Origin of the sequence: Algoriphagus marincola DSM 16067, assembly GCF_000429405.1 — a bacterium.
In the GTDB taxonomy this organism is placed as follows: Bacteria; Bacteroidota; Bacteroidia; order Cytophagales; family Cyclobacteriaceae; genus Algoriphagus; species Algoriphagus marincola.
Genome location: NZ_AUBU01000010.1, coordinates 80,005 through 98,406, shown reverse-complemented (window position 1 = coordinate 98,406; position 18,402 = coordinate 80,005). Strand labels below are relative to the sequence as shown.

Here is an 18,402-nt window from a genome sequence, read left to right as displayed (position 1 = left end):
TTGGAGCTCTTTTTTTTATGGGTTTCGATTATCTCTTTGCCTTTGGTAAATGCTTCTGGCAAATTCCCTGTTTATCGAGTTTAGCTGTAAAATTTGCTGGTAGGAGATCACTGTTGTTACTTTTTGGACAAAAACTTCTTCATCTTCAATCAATTCCCGCTGTAGTTCAAATCGCTGCTTAATGAGTCTTTGAGCTTCCTCTTTGGATATGGACTCGGTACTTGACCGAGGGTTAAGACTTGCAATCTGCTTCAACTTCTCTTCTCTTTGCTCATTGAATTCATTGAAAATTGGCCAGAACTTTTCAGCTTGTTCAGGGCTTAAATCCAATCTGGTTGTGATAAAGGCAATCCGAGCTGCTTCAAGTCTTTCACGATCAATTCCACGGCGTTGAGCATGTACAGAAATAATAATCAAGAAGTTAAGGATCAGGAATATTCCAAACTTTTTCATTGTTGCTGAGGTGATAGGTTTTCTTCTTCCAAAAACTCTTCGAAAATAGTCATCTCTTCTTCGAAAAGCTCATCGAGTAATTCATTTGGGTCTTCGCTCATTGCCAAAATATCCTCTGCTGTCCAATATTCCGAATCAATATAAAGGTTGATATTTTCATCCAAAGCCACAGCAGGGGATGGGCTTTCAGAATTCGGTAATAAGAGATAAATGGATATCGAAGCAAAAAACACAAATACTGCCGCCCATTTCAAATACGAATAGTTCGAATTGGTTTTTGTTTTCGAAAGGATTTGATCTGGTAGTCCTTCGAAATAACCATCGGGGGCTTTGAATTCGGGTAATTTTGGTAGTTTTTCCATTTCAATTTATTTGACTCGCTGAGAAGCGGAAGGTTTATTCAGATTTTAAAGATTCTTCAATTTTTTTGACTGCATGATGATAGCTCGCCTTCAATGCCCCGATACTTGTTCCTGTCACTTCGGCCATTTGTTCGTAGGTCATTTCTTCTTGATATTTCAAATGAAAGACTAGACGCTGTTTTTCGGGAAGTGTAAGCAGAGCTTTAGCCAGCTTTTTTTCGATTTCATTTCCATCAAGACTTCCTGGCTGGTCAATGTAGGATTCCAATTTTTCCTGATGATCGTCGACTGAGAAGAAGAATCGCTTTTTCTTTTTCTCCAGAAAACTCAGGGTTTCATTCACTGCTATTCGATAGATCCAAGTATAAAGCCCGGAATCTTCTCGGAATTTATCCAAATGTCTGTAGGCCTTGATGAAAGTATTTTGAGTCAGATCATCAGCATCTTCATGAATCAAAACCATCCGACGGATCACTTGGTATATACGACGCTGATACTGCTCGATCAAAATCCTAAAACCACGGTTTTTGGTTTCAGGCTTTCGAATAAGCCGAAGAATATCCTGGTCGTCTATCTGAATCATTGAATTTTAGACTTGACTTTTCATCTTGGGTTTACTCAGGTCATAAATTTTTATAGAAAATCCCATTTCAAAACAGAAGCAACTGATCGCAAGCCTAAGATTAAGGTGAATAAAACGATCAAATATGAGAGAATCAGGTAGCTATTTTGGCTTTTCGACTTACCCATGACAGCAGTTCGACTTGCCATCCATACAATCCAAACACTCACAAAAGGCAGAAGCACTCCGTTAGCCAACTGTGCAAAGGATATTAATTGTACGGGCTTAATGCCCAAGGAGGCAAAAATCAGCCCCAAACCCATGACAAGTAAAATAGAAAGGCGCATAGGTGTGGATTGAGTCTCTTGGGTTTTTCCTAAAATACCGCAAATGACTAAGGCTGCAGCCAAAGGTGCTGTGATTGAGGAGGTCAAACCTGCCGAAAGAAGCCCGAAACCCATCAGATAAGACCCCGTTTTCCCAAAAACAGGTTGTAAGCCATTTGCCACGGATTGGGCGTTTTGAATTTGCTCGCTCATATTGAATGTGCCGACGATCAAGATGGCCATGGACACTAAGCCGCCTAAAACAACGGCCAGGCCGATATCCCACCGCATCCAATGAAAGGCTTTTCGGTCCTTCCATTTGTTTTTACTCAATGATGCATAGAGAAATAGGTTGTATGGAACCACCGTCGTCCCAATCAATGCTACCACGTTGGTGAGATTGTCAGAATTAAGTCTTGGGATAAAACCATCAGCCACTTTTGACCAATCTGGTGCCAAAGCAATAGCCGTCCAGATAAATGAAATGGACATCAAAATCACCAGGAAAACCAAGAATCGCTCAATGGATCGATATTTGGCAAACCAAAGCATAGCAAAGGCAAGCGATCCTATAAAAAGATTACCCAAGTCTAAGGATAGTCCAGCTACATCAACTTTTGGCAAAGAAATAAATACTTCCAACCCTAATCTAGCACCGGTGATATTTCCGGATTCGTAGGCGATGTTTCCAAGAACAATCGCTGAAAAAATCAATAGGATTTGGATCGATTTATAAATGAAGGGACTTGTACTTTCCCTAACAAGCTCGCCCAGATCTTTTTGGGTAGCAATCCCAATCCTTCCTGAGGTCTCCTGAAGGACAATGGTGATTAATACTGATAAACCCAAAGCCCAAAGTAATTCAAAACCGAAATTGAAGCCAGCAAGTGTACAGACCATGACAGTTCCTGGCCCGATGAAAGCTGCTGCTACAAGTGGTCCGGGACCGATATTTTGGAGGATTTTTTTGATGGGTGACAATTTTCCTTTTCGGAAAAATAGCCTTTTGGGTAGAATTTTTGTTATAGATTCATAAAATTCTTATTTACTCGATATTTCTATGAATTGGTTGAAAATTAGCTTCAAAATCGTTGCTGTCATTTTCTTGTCTTTTGTTTTTTTTCTGCTCCTTCTTTTTAGGAATGATATTCCAAAGGATGAAATTGTGGAGAAGTATAGTCTTCCGGAGTCCTATTTCATAGAAGTGGATGGAATTAACCTGCATGTTCGTTTCCTTGGAGAGGGTATACCTGTTTTTTTGATTCACGGTAGTTTTTCTTCCTTACACACCTGGGATCAATGGCAGCAGGAGCTTAGTCCCTATTTCATGACTATTTCTGTGGATCTTCCAGGGCACGGATTGACAGGGCCGGATGATTTGCAGCGGTACTCCATCATGGATTACAGCGAACTGATACTCCGACTCGCAGATAAATTGAATCTTCCGAAGTTTCATATAGCAGGAAACTCAATGGGAGGAGCAGTAGCCATGCAAGTGGCGAGTACCAGGCCAGATCGCGTACTTTCTTTGAATCTTATCGACGCATCAGGAGCTCCCAAACCTGAGCCAAGAAATATTGAATCAAGTTCAAAAAACAATTCCAGTCGAGGTGGTGGCGCTTGGATTTTTCGGTTGGCGGGTCATCCAGTTTTTTCTAAAGTCCTGTTGAAATGTACTCCCAAGTTTCTTTTTGCGATGAATCTCAAGCAGGTCTATGGAGATGAAAGTAAAATCCCCAAAGAGGCTGTAAACCGTTATTTTGAGTTGATGCTATCTGAGGGCAACCGGCAGGCAACTTTGGACAGGCTCCGATCTCCTCGAAACAGCGATATTGATTTCAAGAGGTTGACCATGCCGACTTTGATCATGTGGGGCAAAAAGGATACTTGGATTCCCGTAACACAAGCATATCTTCTGGAAAAAGCCATTCCAGGATCTTCTCTGGTAATCTTTGATGAGGCTGGCCATGTGCCTATGGAAGAAATCCCGACAGAGACTGTCTCAAAATACCTTTCCTTTTTGGGAGTTGAGGTTAGGCCCAAGTACCTTGATGAGCCAAATATCCTGACTTATGCCTACTGATTATTTATTGATCCTAGTTCTTCTTTTTCAACTTCTAATTTTCATTTTTTTGATCTGGTCGCGCTATTCAGGCTCGAAAAATGACGCCTTTCGACAGCTAAAAGAAGAGGTGAATCAAAGCCTTTTGGAAGGAAGAAAAGAAAACCGGCAAGATCTGCTTGCTCAGTTTAGATTGGTATTTGATTCACTTCGGTCGACTTCCCGAGATCAACAGGAATCTATCAAGAATTTTGCAGAGGTTTTCAGGCAAAATATCAAAGACCTGAATGCATTGCAAAAGGAAAAGTTGGAATCCATCCATCAGCGGCAGGAAGAATTGCAAAAAAGCACGGAATTGAAACTTGAAAGAATCCGTGAAACCGTAGATGAAAAGCTTCAAAAGACCTTGGAAGCCCGGCTTGGGCATTCTTTTGAATTGGTGTCAAAGCAGCTTCAGGCGGTTCAAAAAGGACTTGGAGAGATGCAGCATTTAGCAAATGGAGTAGGAGACCTGAAGCGGGTGCTGAGTAATGTCAAGAGCCGTGGCGTGCTGGGAGAGTATCAACTTCAAGCTTTATTGGAAAATATGCTTTCACCAGAGCAGTACCTGAACAACGCTTCACTTGGAAAAGGTAATCGGGAGCGGGTCGAGTTTGCTGTGAAGATGCCGGGAAATGAAGAACCGGTTTTACTCCCAATTGATGCTAAATTTCCTCAGGAATCCTACCTGCGATTAGTGGATTCATACGACAATGGCAATGTTTCTGAAGTGGAATTTTATCGTGCTGAATTGGTCAGAGCTATTAAAAAATCCGCTTTGGACATCCAATCCAAATATTTAAATCCTCCTTACACGACAGATTTTGCTATTTTATTTCTCCCAGTGGAGAGTCTTTATGCAGAAGTCCTCAGACATCCTGGTCTCGCACAAGAAATCCAACAAGAGTACAAAGTGCTAGTGACAGGTCCTACCACACTTTCAGCGATTTTGAATAGTCTGCAAATGGGTTTCAAGACTTTGGCTATTCAACAACGAAGTTCAGAAGTTTGGCAGATTTTGGGTGCTGTGAAAACTGAATTCTCCAAATTTGGAACTCTTATCGAGCGCACGCAGAAGAAACTTCAGGAGGCCAATGATGATTTGGATAAGCTAGTCGGAGTTCGGACACGTGTGATTCAGCGGAAACTCAAGGATGTACAAGAGATACCACAGGAGGATAGTAACAAGCTTTTAAATCAATCGGAGTAGTTTGTCTGTTTTGGCTATTTCGCTTAATAGTCCAATTCTTCAAATTTTTCTCCTATTTCCTGATTACCATGTAGAAAGCTATTAACTTTGCCGTCAGTTTTATCACCAGAACCAATTCTATGGGGATGCACATCGTCATTGCTGGAGCAGGGGACATGGGTTACCACCTTGCCGAGCAATTGAGTTATGACAATAAAGATATCACACTGATTGATACAGAGCGAGAAGTACTGGATTATGTTTCTTCGAAGCTTGATGTCTTGACGGTGATGGGGGATGCCACCTCCATCGATGTTCTTCAACGAGCCAATGTCTCGAATGCCAGTATGCTTTTGGCAGTCACTACTTCGGAAAAAACCAATATCGTAGCCGCTGTTTTAGCAAAGCAACTAGGAGCCAAAATGGTCATGGCTAGAGTAAGAAATCACTCTTACCAAAGCAGCGAGAATATTCAATTTTTTCATAATCTAGGAATAGATAACCTGATTTCTCCTACCATGCTTTGCAGTAAGGAGATCTTCAATATGATTCAAAACTCTAGCTTTACGGAGGTTTTTGACTTTGAAGGTGGAAAGCTAAATATCGTAGGTGTCACATTGGATGAGTCTAATCCTCTTGTAAATCAACGGATTATGGATATGAGTTCCAATCCGATTTTTGAGGATATTCGGATTATTGCCATTCTTCGTGATCAGAAAACTATTATCCCGCGGGGAAGTAATATCATCCGGAATCACGATCACGTGTTTTTTATTTCTACCAAAAAACACACCGAGAGTATCCTTGAGCTGATCGGTCAAAAGAAAAGAGAAGTCAAGAATATCATGATTATCGGTGGGGATGATATGGCTTTGACCACCGCTCTGCGGCTAGAAGATCATTTTAGAGTTACCCTAGTCAATAGAGATAAGGAACGTTGTAAGTGGCTAGCCGAACAGCTTCCTAATACGTTGATAATCAATGGTGACTATAAAAACATTGAATTGCTGATCGAAGAAGGCTTGGAGCAAATGGATGCTTTTTTGGCTTTGACAGAGTCTTCTGAGACCAATATTATCACCAGTCTTTCTGCAAAGAATCACGGAGTATATAAGACTATCGCTCACGTCGATACTCGGGAGTACATTCATATCTCGCATAGCATTGGGGTTGATTCTTTGATCAATAAAAAATTGGTAGCTGCAAATGAGATATCCCGATACCTCAGAAAAGGAACCGTTGAAGCGGTTTCGGGGATTTATGGAGTAGATGCTGAGTTTATTCAGTATTCAGTTTCTAAAAACAATCGCTTGACCAAAAACCCACTGAAAGATCTTCATTTCCCGGATACGGCAATTGTCGCAGGAGTCATTCGAGGAGAAGAAGTATTTATTCCAGATGGTGAATTCCAATTGCAATTAAATGATAAGGCGATCGTTTTGGCGCTTCCTCAGGCCAAGAGTTCATTAGAAAAACTTTTTCACTAAGTATGATTCATCATCGGGAAATTGCCAAAATCATGGGAGCATTATTGGTGCTTATTGCACTGCTTATGCTTCCTGCAGTTGGTTTTTCATGGTATTACGATGAGAATGCATGGCCGCTTCTTATCTCTATGGGGATTTCTGGATTGGTTGGGTCTATTCTGTTTTTATCCTTTTCTAAACAAGACCAAAATATCCGAAAGCGGGAGGGGTATCTAATCGTTGCTTTGAGCTGGATTTTTATGAGTCTATTCGGGATGTTGCCTTACATTTTGAGTCATCAAATCCCATCCTTCGAGGACGCGATTTTTGAAACGGTTTCCGGCCTGACTACTACAGGAGCCACCATTCTGACCGATATAGAAGTCATGCCCAAAGGGATTCTCTTTTGGAGAAGTATGACTCAGTGGATAGGTGGTTTGGGAATTATCGTGTTGACGGTGGCTATTTTCCCACTTTTGGGGATAGGGGGTATTGAGCTTTTTGTAGCCGAGTCTCCAGGGCCTACTTCCGATAAAGTTCACCCTAGAATTTCTGAAACGGCTAAGAGACTTTGGTATGTATATGTCGGTCTGACGCTTTCGGCCACCTTGTTGTATTGGGTAGGGGGAATGACCTTTTTTGACGCCATTAATCATGGATTGACCACGATGGCTACGGGAGGTTTTTCTACCAAAAATGCCTCCATGGCTTATTTTGATTCGGCTTTTATTCAATATGTGGCCATCTTTTTCATGTTTTTGGCAGGGACCAACTTTACGATTATTTATTTTGGATTGATTGGTAAAGTGCGTCGTGTCCTGCGAAGCGACGAGTTCAAAGCCTACACAATTGCCGTTTTGGCACTTGCTGTTATTTTGTTTTATCCCATTGCTGCAGGAGGAAACGATTACGAATTGGCATTCCGAAAGTCCCTTTTTCAGGTTGTTTCCCTTGTTACTACTACAGGGTATGTGACGGATGATTACACCCAATACGGACAAGGAGCGACTTTTATTTTCTTCATGCTACTTTTCCTAGGAGGGTCTGCAGGTTCTACAGCAGGTGGGATCAAATTTGTAAGACACCTGACGTTTATCAAGAACTCTTGGTTGGAGTTCAAAAGATTGATTCATCCCCGGGCAGTGGTACCACTCGTTATTAATGGAGATCGTGTAACGGGTAGGATTATCACTCATATCATGAACTTCCTGTTGATCTATCTTTTGACTTTCGTGCTGGGTTCTTTAGCGCTTTCGCTGATGGGTTATGATTTGGCAACCTCCCTCGGGGCAGTAGCTACAAGTCTTGGAAATGTAGGACCTGCTATAGGTCAGGTCGGCCCAGTGGATAATTTTGCATTCTTCTCTCCGATAGCGAAAATCTTCCTCTCTTTTATCATGCTCTTAGGAAGATTGGAGCTTTTCACGCTTTTAATCTTATTCACTCCTTTTTTCTGGAGGACAAATTAATCCTGGATTTCGAACTGAGCTTGAATTTTAGCAATTCGATCTTCCAAGCTTTCTGAAGAGAGGGTGGTACGACTAAGTCGATCGACCATGATCGGAAAGGAAAAGGGAGTAAACTGAACCGGATAGCGAATATCGATTCGTTTTCGGTTAATCTTTTGGACTGCTTTCACGAATTTTTCTTGCTCCATCTGTTGATTCAAGGCCTCTTTTTGAGCTTGTTTGAGTAGGAGGTTTTCCGGATCGTATTGTTCAAATACTTGAAATAGTAGGCTTGAATTGGACTGAATGTGCTTAAATGTGGCTTGCTTACCCGGAAAGCCCTGAAAGACTAAACCCGAGATTCCTGCGATTTCCCGGAATTTCCTTCGGGACATTTCACTTTCATTCACGCAAAGCAATGCATCCTCCTCTAGGTTTTTTAGAGTGAAAATATCCTCCTCCAAAATCTCCTCAATGGCGATGGGACTGTCACTAAGTAGCTCAAATCCGTAGTCATTCATTGCCATATTGAAAGTCACCGGATAGCTGACAGAAATTCGATAGGCGATCATAGCACTCATCAGCTCATGAATCATCCGGCCTTCAAAAGGATAAAAGAATAAATGATAGCCTTGCTTACTCTGAAAAGACTCAATCAATAAAGTATCCGGGTCTGGAACAACCGAAAGCCTGCTTTGCAGGTCTAGAATAGGAGCTATTTGCCGGACTTCCTCTGATTTCATCAGTCCTTGATTATACTCTTGAAGGATTTGAAGGATTTGGTCAGCTAGCATGGAGGATAGCGACATTCGAGCCCCCATCCAACTCACCACATTGGTAGTCTTCTTCTCGGATACTTTTACAGTGGCAGTCAGGTCTTTAATTTTCAACAGTTCCAATGATCTCCCCGCAAAAAAGAATCGATCACCAATTTTCATTTTGGTGATAAAGTACTCCTCAACCGTTCCGAGGTAAGCACCATTTTTAAACTTGATTTTGATCATGGGTTCTGATACTATCGTCCCCATCGAAAGCCGGTGCTTCATCGCTATCCGCTTATTTTTTACCCGATAAAGCCCATCCTCGTCAAGTACTACTTTCAAAAAATCCTCATAACTGCTCAGTGAATCCCCTCCTTGGGTAATGAATCGGATAATCCAATCCATTTCCTCCGAACTTAAATCCTTAAAAGAGAAAGTGTTTTTCACGATGGGATACACATCCTCTTTTCGGAATCCTACACCCACTGCAAGGGTCACCAAAAATTGGATCAAAACGTCATAAGGCATTTCAGGTGGGAATTGAGACTCCAGACTCTCGGATTCAATGGCATTTCTCAATGCGGCTGCCTCTATCAATTCCAATGAATTTGTGGGGACAAAAAAGATCTCCGAAGGTAACCCCGGCTGATGGCCCGCTCTTCCGGCACGCTGAATAAATCTAGCTACGCCCTTTGGACTACCGACCTGAATCACCCGATCCACCGGCCTAAAATCCACACCTAAGTCCAAACTTGAGGTACAAACGACCAACTTCAACCGACCTTCATGAAGGGAATCTTCTACCCATGCCCGGACTTTCATGTCCAATGAGCCGTGGTGCATGGCGATCCATCCAGCCCAATCGGGTCTGGCTTCCAAAAGCTTTTGATACCAAATCTCAGTTTGTGAACGGGTATTAGTGAAAAGCAAAACCGTCCTGCCTGCTTCAATGATGGGAATGACCTGCTCCATCATCCGAATGCCCAGATGTCCTGACCAAGGATATTTCTCGATTTCTGGAGGAAATACCGAGTGAAGTATGATGGGTTTGTCGATTTCAGCTTTGACCAGGTGGATGGGAAGCTTGGTGCCCAAAAGTGCCTTGGCAGCTTCCTCCATATTTCCAATAGTGGCTGAAATACCCCAGCGTCGAAAAGTATGTTTACAAATGGATTGGATGTACTCCAGACCCAATTGAACCTGAACGCCACGCTTATTCCCGACCAACTCATGCCATTCATCCACCACCACGCACTGAAGGTTTTTGAAAAGCTTTTCATGATCTTTTTGGGCAATCAGGATATGTAGGGTCTCGGGAGTAGTGATCAATACTTCCGGTGGTTTCCGCTTGAGTGCAGCCCGGGTTTTGGCATCGGTATCTCCATTCCTCACAGCTACCTGCCAAGGTAAGTCCATAGAATAGCAGACCTCCTGCATGGCTTTTTGGATATCTTGAGACAAAGCGCGGAGTGGAGTCATCCAAATGAGTTGAAGCCCATTGTTCTTTTTGCTTTTCCAATCGGTAGGATTCTTTCGGATGAAATCCAAAATAACAGCAAACCAAAGTGCAAAAGTTTTTCCTGATCCCGTAGGTGCATTGAGTAGACCCGATTTGCCATCGAGGTAGTCCTTCCAGGTAGTTTTCTGGAATTCAAAGGCTTCCCAATTTTTCGCTCGGAAGTATGCTAATGCTGGTTCTAGGTTTTTATCCTCCATAAAGGTCGAGTAGGGATCGGAGTTCTTGGAGTGTATTGGCCTCTTCTTTTGGTTTGTCTTTTCTCCACCTCAATATTCGTGGAAAACGAAGAGCAATACCACTTTTGTGACGGGGGCTGTCCTGAATTCCTTCAAAAGCAATTTCAAATACCAATTCAGGTTTGACCGTACGCACCGGGCCAAAGCGTTCTTTGGTGTTCTTTTTTACAAATTGATCCACTTCCCGCATTTCGGCGTCAGTTAAGCCTGAGTAGGCTTTGGCAAAGGGGACTAATTGATCTTCATCCCAAACTGCAAAGGTATAATCGCTGTATAAATCAGCCCTTCTTCCATGTCCTTTTTGGGCATAAATCATCACCCCATCAATAGTCAGCGGATCGATTTTCCATTTCCACCAATTCCCACGCTTTCGACCGGTCTCGTAGGGACTGTTTTTGTGTTTAAGCATCAGTCCTTCTGCGAAATGCGCACGAGAGTCTTCACGGATGACGGCTAATTTTTCCCAAGACTCAGTAGTCAAAGGGTCGGATAGTTCAAAATGATTGTGATCAACTTGTGCAAATAAAGATTCCAGTTGACTTCTTCTACTTGATAGTGGCAGTTCTCGTAAATCTTTACCTTCCCACTCCAAAAGGTCATAAGCCAAAAAGCTCACGGGTGCATCTTTCAAGATTTTCTTGGAGACATTTTTCCTTCCTATTCGAGTTTGCAGTAATGAAAAAGGGAGGGGTTGCCCATTCCGAAAAGCCAATATTTCCCCATCCAAAACAGTTCCATCCGGTAGTGAAGTAGCCAAATCCATTAATTCAGGAAATTTCTCGTTCACCAATTCCTCCCCACGGCTCCAGATAAAGAACTCGTTTTTTCGGGAAATGACTTGTCCTCTGATGCCGTCCCATTTCCATTCTGCTTGCCAATCATCCAAAGATCCAAGTTCTTGAGGTTCTGATTCAAGGGGATGGGCTAAGTAAAATGGATAGGGTTTGGATAAATCCTGTTGATTTTGGCTTTGGTCAAATAGATCTTGAAAGCTGATTTTTTCAGGGTCCCAATTTCCCATCAGGGCGTAAGCAATTTCGGATTTTTCCCGATCGAGGAAATTTGCGAGCGCTTGGGTGATCAAGTTTTGGCTGACACCAATTCGAAATCCTCCGGTGATTATTTTATTGAAAACAAAGCGCTCCATTCTATCCAGCCGACTCCAAGAATCAATTAGAAATGCCTTTTTACCTTCATCGTTGAGTCCTTTTAGATTCTGTAGTTTTTGAATCCAGGCACTCAAGTCTAAATCATGGGTCTGGGTAGGAAGGGGAAGAAGCAATGAAATAGTTTCGGCCAGATCTCCGACAGTATGATAGCATTCTTCAAAAAGCCAGGCCGGAGTTTTTGACATTTCCATGCACCATTCGCGGAGTTGCTTTGTTGCGATTTGTCTTTTGGGCCTTCGATGAGTGAAAATCGCAATAGCCCAAACTTTGTCCTGATCCGAAGCAGCGTGAAAAAATTGATCCAAGGCTGCCAATTTATCTTTGGTTTTATTGGACTGATCGAGCTGTGTGATCAACTGCGAAAAATGCTTCATTCTGAAATTTAAAAGGATAATGTGACTTTAGTCCGCAAGGAATTGCCGAAAATCAATAATTTTATGTGAAAACGAACAGGTTTTGTAAATCTGACGTTTTAGCTATGAAAACTGAACAAGCATGAAAAAGTTACTTCTGAGTATAATGATAATAGGTTTGGGGTTTGCCTGCAGTGATCCCGAGCCAGATACTTACACGGGAAAAGTCGCTGAATACGAATTATATAAGTCCTCAGACTTTGATTTTAATGGCACCTTGACTGTCAAAGAATTGGTAGGAGGAAAGCTGGAACTGAGTATTATCCTAGATGGCGCAAATAGCAATTCCAATGTAAGTTATCCCGCACACCTTCATTTCGGCAACTATCAATTGCAGGATGCTCCGATTGCCTTTGTACTGAATTCCGTCCCTGCAAATTCACTTCAAAGCGTGACCGTTCTTGAGCAATTATCTGATGGATCTAAGTTGAGTTTTGAGGATTTTGCGCAATTTGACGGGCATGTCAAAATTCATTTAGCGAATGATGGACCAGATTATGAAGTTATCTTGGTGGCTGGTGATATTGGTTTAGCAGCTGAGCAGTCTGTTTTCGATCCCTCCAAAATGGCAGTTTGCGGTAAGGATTTTTAATTGTGTCAATGACATTTAAAAAAGCACCTCAATAGAATGCTTTTTTAATTAACTCTGAATACTAAAATCAACGACCATGATCTTTTCTTTAATTTATAGTTTTTGTTTCTTGGTTTTGATTCCAAATTTTCGTGAAAAAATAGACGCTTATTTTCAAGATGAAGACAAACTAATGGGAGTTTGGATAATGGTTAAGTCTGAAAAAGATGGAAATATTCGTGATGATGAATCCATTGATCAAAAATATACTTATGCGTTTAAAAAAAATGGTGATTATATTCTTGATTTTAGAATCGTTAGAAAGCAACTACAAGAATCCGATATGTCAATAATGGATTATCCTAAAATTAAGTGGTCGATAATTGAAGATTCTCTTGAGTTAAGAGCCTTTAGTTCAAATGGGAACTATTTAGGCTCTACTTCTTATCAATTCCATTTCAATGGAGATACCTTGGTCTTGGAAAATTCAATTTTAAAAGAATCATTCTTAAAAAGAAAAGAGAAATAGTCCTCCAAATTAGGAATTGAATTATTAATGAATTAATAATAATAAAAGGCCGTCCTCATTGAGAACAGCCTCCTATTTTTGGTATTGATTTGATTGTTTTGAAGCAGGTTTTACTTCAGTTTTTCATTTTTCAAACTTCAAGCTTCCTGCTCCCAACTTTAGAATCAGTCTTCAACAGACTCAAATAAGTCAATTTTTGTACTTTTCACCTTTTCCTCGAAAGCCTTCCAGTCACCTGCAAGGAACTCATCCAAGACGGCAATTGCTTCATCAGCAGCTTCTTTCGCATGGTTTAGCGTTCGCTGTTCGGTTGGGCCTGGAGCAGTATAGGAACTACCGGCATAGCGTCTTGGTACAAATTGAAGCGTCATGGTAGTTGGGTAAAGATTTCTTACGATGCCCTGTCCTTCTCGAGTAGGTCCGTTGAAGGCTTCTTTGACTGTCTCCAGTTTCTTCTTGATCTCTTTAGCAGCATCAGCCAGTGCTTTTGCTTCCTCAGAGTCTAGGTCTTTGGTCATATCCTGTACCTTTTTGATGGTTTTTTCTGCTTCGTCCATTTGATGGTTAGCCTTATTCATTCTGCTTTGCAAAGCTTCCATTTCCTTCATGAATGCATCCTTTGCCTGAAGATCAGCAATTCGAGTTTCGATTCTTGGATCTGAATGAACAGTGATCATGGTTTCAGCTTTTTCCTCCCCATAGACAAATTCTACTTTGTAGGTGCCAGGAATGACATCTCCTCCAGAAGGCTCAAAGAATCTGTTTCTATTGGTTCGCTCTCCATAATATTCAGCAGTTGACTTTCTATCGAGATTCCAATTTACCCGATTGACTCCTTTTTCTGGTGTAGTCTTCAGCGTCCGGATTTGCTCGCCTGCCTGATTGTAGATATTTACCGTAACGGTGTCCAGCTTTTCTTTGTCATCATTCAAAATGAAGCTCAAGCGGCCGCCTGTCTCCCGGTTTTCACCGGCATATTTTCCATCAGCAGGGAATCGCTCTCCGTGAGGCTGCTGAATTTCCACTTGATAAGCATCTGGAGCAGGAACTGCAGTGATTTTGGCCGCAGGCATGGCTCCGTTATTAGCAGCGAAAATCCGCAAAGGACGAATATCATCGAGTACCCACATGGATCGGCCAAATGTACCGATCACGAGATCCGCTTCTCTTTCCTGAATGGCCATATCGTAAGTAGAAACAGCCTTAGGATAGCCATGTTCCCACTTATTCCAGGTTTTTGCTTTGTCAAAGGAAACGTACAGACCATATTCTGTACCCAAGAAAACCAAGTTAGGCTCTACAGGGTCCTGCTTAATGGAAAGCGTATAACCCCAAACTTTGGAATCGTCAGCTATCCGTGTAAAAGTTTTTCCAAAATCGCTGCTGTGATAAGCATAAGCTGTGAAGTCATTGTTTCGGTAGTTATTGGCAATCACCCAAACTTCTCCTGCAGCATACTTGGAAGCTTGAATCTGAGCGATCCAACTTGCCTTAGGCAGTCCGGGAAGTTTTGAAGCAACATTTGTCCAATTTTCACCACCATCCTGAGTGACTTGAAGGTTGCCGTCATCAGTACCTACCCAAATCACATCGTGATCTACCGGGCTAGGAGCTATGGAAATAATCGTCGTATGGTTTTCAGCACCGGTAATATCAAATGTAAGACCTCCAGTTTGCTGCTGACGCTGCTTGGTAGAGTCATTGGTAGTCAAATCAGGAGAGATGATTTCCCAAGTTTCTCCACTGTCACTGGACTTGTGTAAAAACTGTGATCCGTAATACACACCGTTTTCATTGTGGGGATCTTCTGCGATCGCTGCATTCCAGTTGAATCGTAGGAAAACATCCTTGTCCGGATGCGTAGGTCGGATGAATCGGTTGTGGCCGGTAAGTTTATCAAAGCGGGATAGATTTCCACCCTGTGACATGGTATATCCAAATCTAGAATCTGCCGGATGTGGAACGACATCGAATCCATCACCAAAAGAGATTTCCTGCCAATAAGTATTTCGGATACCGTCTCTTCTCCAGACATAAGACGGACCTACCCAAGAGCCGTTGTCCTGCATTCCTCCATAGATATTGTATGGAAGTTCATTGTCTACATTGACGTGATAGAATTGTCCGACAGGTAGTTTTTCGGCGAAATACCAGTTTTTGCCACCATCTCGGGTAATGTTTAACCCTCCATCATTCCCGTCCATCATGAGCTTGGGATCATTAGGATTGATGTACCAGGCATGGTGGTCGGGGTGAACACCCGCATACTGCAAGATTTGGCTAAATGACTTTCCACCGTCTTCGCTCATTCCCACACGAGAATAGAGCGTGTAAATGCGGTTTTCATTTTTAGGATCCGCGTGAATTTCAAAGTAGTAAAAAGGTCGATCGCCGATTTCTGGCTTGTCATTGATCATTTTGAAATTTTCGCCTCCGTCTTCAGAAACGTAGAGTGCGTTCTTTTTGGACTCAACTAAAGCATATACTTTGTTGCTGTTTGCGGCAGAAATGGCAAGTCCCATACGACCATAGTCGCTTTTTGGAAGGCCATTTTTATCATCTAGCCTTTTCCAGTTTTCACCACCATCATGTGTTACATATAAACCAGAAGAAGGTCCTCCTGATTCGAAAAACCACGGATAACGGCGATGCTGCCACATGTTGACAAAAAGCTTGTTTGGATTATTGGGATCCATGATCATTTCTCCCACTCCCGTTTTTTCGTCGATGTAAAGGATTTTATCCCAAGTCTTTCCTCCATCTGTGGTTTTGTAAAGACCGCGCTCTTCCTGCTCTCCCCAAGGAGAACCGATTGCACCCACATACACGGTATTGGGATCGTCAGGATGAACGATAATTCGGTGGATGGCTCGAGTTTTTTCCAAACCCATCCGCTCCCAAGTTTTGCCTGCATCTAGGGATCTGTATACTCCATATCCCAGATTTAGTGAGTTTCGAGGGTTTCCTTCTCCGGTTCCAATCCAGATTACAGAAGGGTTTTTCTGATAAATGGAAATCGCTCCAATGGAATGGACAACCTGCTCATCAAAGATTGGCTCCCAATGGATGCCACCTGATGTAGATTTCCAAAGTCCGCCAGAGGCAGAACCAGCATAAATGATGGAAGGATTATCATCTACAGCATCAATAGCCGTGATTCTTCCACTCATCCCTGCAGGTCCCACATTTCTTGTTTTCATGGATTTGAAAAGATCCATGTCCACATCTTGTGCAATGACTGTTGAGCCCAAAAGGAACATCAGCCAGAGAGTAAAGAGTTTTCTCATAGAATTGGTGATTTTTTCTTTAAATAAAATAAAACTAATCCACCCATTTTTAATTTTTATTCTAATGGATTCAAAATGTGCTGAACAGGAAGTTCTTTCTAAAAATTGATTATCGGTTTGGTGGGTCAGTGCATTTTTCCTTTTCTTTAAGAAAAAATTAAAAATATATGTCGAATCGTTATCAAAAGCCTGTTTTAGGGCTTTTTCTATTCCTTTTTGGTTCAGTGGCCTGGGCTCAAACTGGTCGTTTCCAACAGGCGGTGGATTATCAGATGGAAGTATCCATGGATGTGAATACCAATCAGTATCAAGGTACGCAGCGCCTGGTTTATTCCAACAACTCGCCTGACACGCTGCATCGAGTTTTTTATCACTTGTATTACAATGCTTTCCAGCCGGGAAGTATGATGGATGTTCGGTCTCGTACCATTGCTGACCCAGACCGTAGGGTAGGAGATCGGATTTCAAAGCTTTCTCCTGATGAGATTGGTTATTTGCATGTCAAAAATTTAAAAGTGAATGGAAAAACTGCCGAAGCGAATGAGGTGGGTACCATCCTTGAAGTAACGCTTCCTGAGCCGATTTTACCAAATTCCCAAGCTACTTTAGAATTGGAATTTGATGGGCAAGTTCCTGTTCAGATCAGAAGATCGGGCCGTGATTCTGAGGAAGGCGTTCGCTACTCCATGTCACAGTGGTATCCGAAATTAGCTAACTACGATGAGCAAGGTTGGCATGCCAATCCATACATCGGACGGGAGTTTTATGGAATTTGGGGAGATTTTGATGTGAAAATCACCATCGATAAGGAATACACTATCGGAGGTACGGGATACTTGCAGAACCCTAATGAAATTGGTCATGGCTACCAAGATGAAGGTGTAACTGTACCAGAACCAACGGGTGAAACACTAAATTGGCACTTCAAAGCTCCAATGGTTCATGATTTCATGTGGGGAGCAGATCCAAAATACCAACACGATAAGGTGTTGATGGATAATGGAATTACCGTTCACCATTTCTTCATTCCTGGAGAAAAAACGTCTGAGAATTGGGAGAAACTGAAAGAATTCACCCCGAAGGCGATCGAATATATGTCCAAGCACTTTGGTCAATATCCATACAAGCAGTTTTCTGTAGTACAAGGTGGAGATGGAGGAATGGAATATGCCATGTCCACTCTAATTACCGGAGAGCGTAGCTTACCATCTTTAGTTGGAGTGATGGTTCACGAATTAGCACATAGCTGGTATCATGGGGTCTTGGCTACCAATGAGTCTTTGTATCCATGGATGGATGAAGGTTTTACCTCTTATGCTACCAATTTGACTATGGGAGAAATTATGTCACCTGGTAGATCTAATGTACATGCTGGCAGTTACCGTGGATACTTTGGTTTGGTAGCATCTGGACTAGAAGAGCCTCTGGCTACACACTCAGATCACTATCATACAAACCGTGCCTATGGGGCTGCAGCTTATTCCAAGGGTGCTGTTTTCATGGAGCAGATGGGCTATGTGATTGGAGCAGAGGTTAGGGATCGTGGATTACTTCGATACTTCAATGAGTGGCAGTTCAAGCATCCAAACGTGAATGATTTAATCCGAATCATGGAAAAAGAAAGTGGCTTGGAGCTAGACTGGTACAAGGAATATTTTGTCCATACCACTAAGACTATTGATTATGCGATCAAAGAAGCTAAAGCCAATGGTGAAAAAACAGAAATTACGCTTCAGCGGGTGGGCTTGATGCCTATGCCTGTGGATTTGGTCATTACCTACAAAGATGGAAGCCAAGAGTCCATTTATTTGCCATTGGTGATCATGCGGGGTGAAAAAGCTCAGGAAGCAGGAACACCTACTCGCATCCATACTGAAAAATGGGCCTGGGTTAATCTGGAAAAAACACTTGTTGTTGATAGAAATCTAGAGACCATTAAATCAATCGAAATTGATCCAACCAAGCGAATGGCGGATGTACAGCCAGAAAATAACAAAGTAGAGTTTTAAG

Annotated in this window: 14 protein-coding genes; 7 read left to right on the top strand and 7 right to left on the bottom strand. The window is 42.1% G+C overall.

What is annotated here, in order from left to right; translation table 11 throughout:
- Window positions 1–15 precede the first annotated feature (15 nt).
- The 4 genes from G457_RS0110940 to G457_RS0110925 are packed head-to-tail and all read right to left on the bottom strand — an operon-like array spanning window position 16 to window position 2,684.
- Window positions 16–453 carry a hypothetical protein gene (locus G457_RS0110940; protein WP_026946521.1) on the bottom strand — a complete coding sequence of 146 codons (438 nt, stop codon included), beginning with the start codon at window positions 451–453 and terminating at the stop codon, window positions 16–18.
- On the bottom strand, window positions 450–815 hold the full coding sequence (locus tag G457_RS0110935) for a hypothetical protein (RefSeq protein WP_026946520.1): 366 nt from the start codon (window positions 813–815) through the stop codon (window positions 450–452). Before G457_RS0110935 ends, G457_RS0110940 begins: the two co-directional genes overlap by 4 nt.
- A gap of 34 nt (window positions 816–849) precedes the next feature.
- Window positions 850–1,398, bottom strand: a complete 549-nt coding sequence (locus G457_RS0110930) for an RNA polymerase sigma factor (RefSeq protein WP_026946519.1) — start codon at window positions 1,396–1,398, stop codon at window positions 850–852.
- A gap of 50 nt (window positions 1,399–1,448) precedes the next feature.
- Entirely contained in the window at window positions 1,449–2,684 is a 1,236-nt protein-coding gene (locus tag G457_RS0110925; protein WP_248602853.1) for an Nramp family divalent metal transporter, read from the bottom strand.
- A 79-nt stretch (window positions 2,685–2,763) separates the two neighbouring features.
- On the opposite strand from G457_RS0110925, the gene G457_RS0110920 reads away from it, so the two are divergent.
- From G457_RS0110920 to G457_RS0110905, 4 genes are all read left to right on the top strand, one after another.
- Window positions 2,764–3,786: an alpha/beta fold hydrolase gene (locus G457_RS0110920; protein WP_026946517.1), complete on the top strand. Its 1,023-nt coding sequence runs from the start codon at window positions 2,764–2,766 to the stop codon at window positions 3,784–3,786.
- A complete protein-coding gene (locus G457_RS0110915) occupies window positions 3,776–5,014 on the top strand; it encodes a DNA recombination protein RmuC (protein WP_026946516.1) in 1,239 nt (412 codons plus the stop codon). The genes G457_RS0110920 and G457_RS0110915 overlap by 11 nt, the downstream gene beginning before the upstream one ends.
- 119 nt (window positions 5,015–5,133) lie before the next feature.
- On the top strand, window positions 5,134–6,480 hold the full coding sequence (trkA, locus tag G457_RS0110910) for a Trk system potassium transporter TrkA (protein ID WP_026946515.1): 1,347 nt from the start codon (window positions 5,134–5,136) through the stop codon (window positions 6,478–6,480).
- Window positions 6,481–6,482: 2 nt separating this feature from the next.
- Window positions 6,483–7,928, top strand: coding sequence for a TrkH family potassium uptake protein (locus tag G457_RS0110905; RefSeq protein ID WP_026946514.1), 1,446 nt, complete (start codon window positions 6,483–6,485; stop codon window positions 7,926–7,928).
- On the opposite strand, the gene G457_RS0110900 is transcribed toward G457_RS0110905, so the two are convergent.
- Together G457_RS0110900 and G457_RS0110895 are read right to left on the bottom strand one after the other, a co-directional pair.
- Complete coding sequence (locus G457_RS0110900) at window positions 7,925–10,384, bottom strand: ligase-associated DNA damage response DEXH box helicase (protein WP_026946513.1); 2,460 nt, start codon at window positions 10,382–10,384, stop codon at window positions 7,925–7,927. The two genes, G457_RS0110905 and G457_RS0110900, sit on opposite strands and share 4 nt — an antisense overlap.
- Window positions 10,374–11,966 (bottom strand): ATP-dependent DNA ligase, encoded by a 1,593-nt coding sequence (locus G457_RS0110895; protein ID WP_026946512.1) that lies wholly within the window; start codon window positions 11,964–11,966, stop codon window positions 10,374–10,376. The genes G457_RS0110900 and G457_RS0110895 overlap by 11 nt, the downstream gene beginning before the upstream one ends.
- Before the next feature lie 121 nt (window positions 11,967–12,087).
- Here G457_RS0110895 and G457_RS0110890 point away from each other — a divergent pair, with 121 nt between their 5' ends.
- Entirely contained in the window at window positions 12,088–12,597 is a 510-nt protein-coding gene (locus tag G457_RS0110890) for a hypothetical protein (RefSeq protein ID WP_035483676.1), read from the top strand.
- 76 nt (window positions 12,598–12,673) lie between these two features.
- Window positions 12,674–13,105, top strand: coding sequence for a hypothetical protein (locus G457_RS0110885; protein ID WP_026946510.1), 432 nt, complete (start codon window positions 12,674–12,676; stop codon window positions 13,103–13,105).
- A gap of 164 nt (window positions 13,106–13,269) precedes the next feature.
- Here the strand turns inward: G457_RS0110885 and G457_RS0110880 are convergent, their stop codons facing one another.
- Complete coding sequence (locus tag G457_RS0110880) at window positions 13,270–16,392, bottom strand: VPS10 domain-containing protein (RefSeq protein ID WP_026946509.1); 3,123 nt, start codon at window positions 16,390–16,392, stop codon at window positions 13,270–13,272.
- Window positions 16,393–16,559: 167 nt separating this feature from the next.
- Between G457_RS0110880 and G457_RS0110875 the strand changes: the two genes are divergently transcribed.
- The gene (locus G457_RS0110875) at window positions 16,560–18,401 is read left to right on the top strand and encodes a M1 family metallopeptidase (protein ID WP_026946508.1); all 1,842 of its coding nucleotides are present in this window, start codon (window positions 16,560–16,562) and stop codon (window positions 18,399–18,401) included.
- Window position 18,402: the final 1 nt, after the last annotated feature.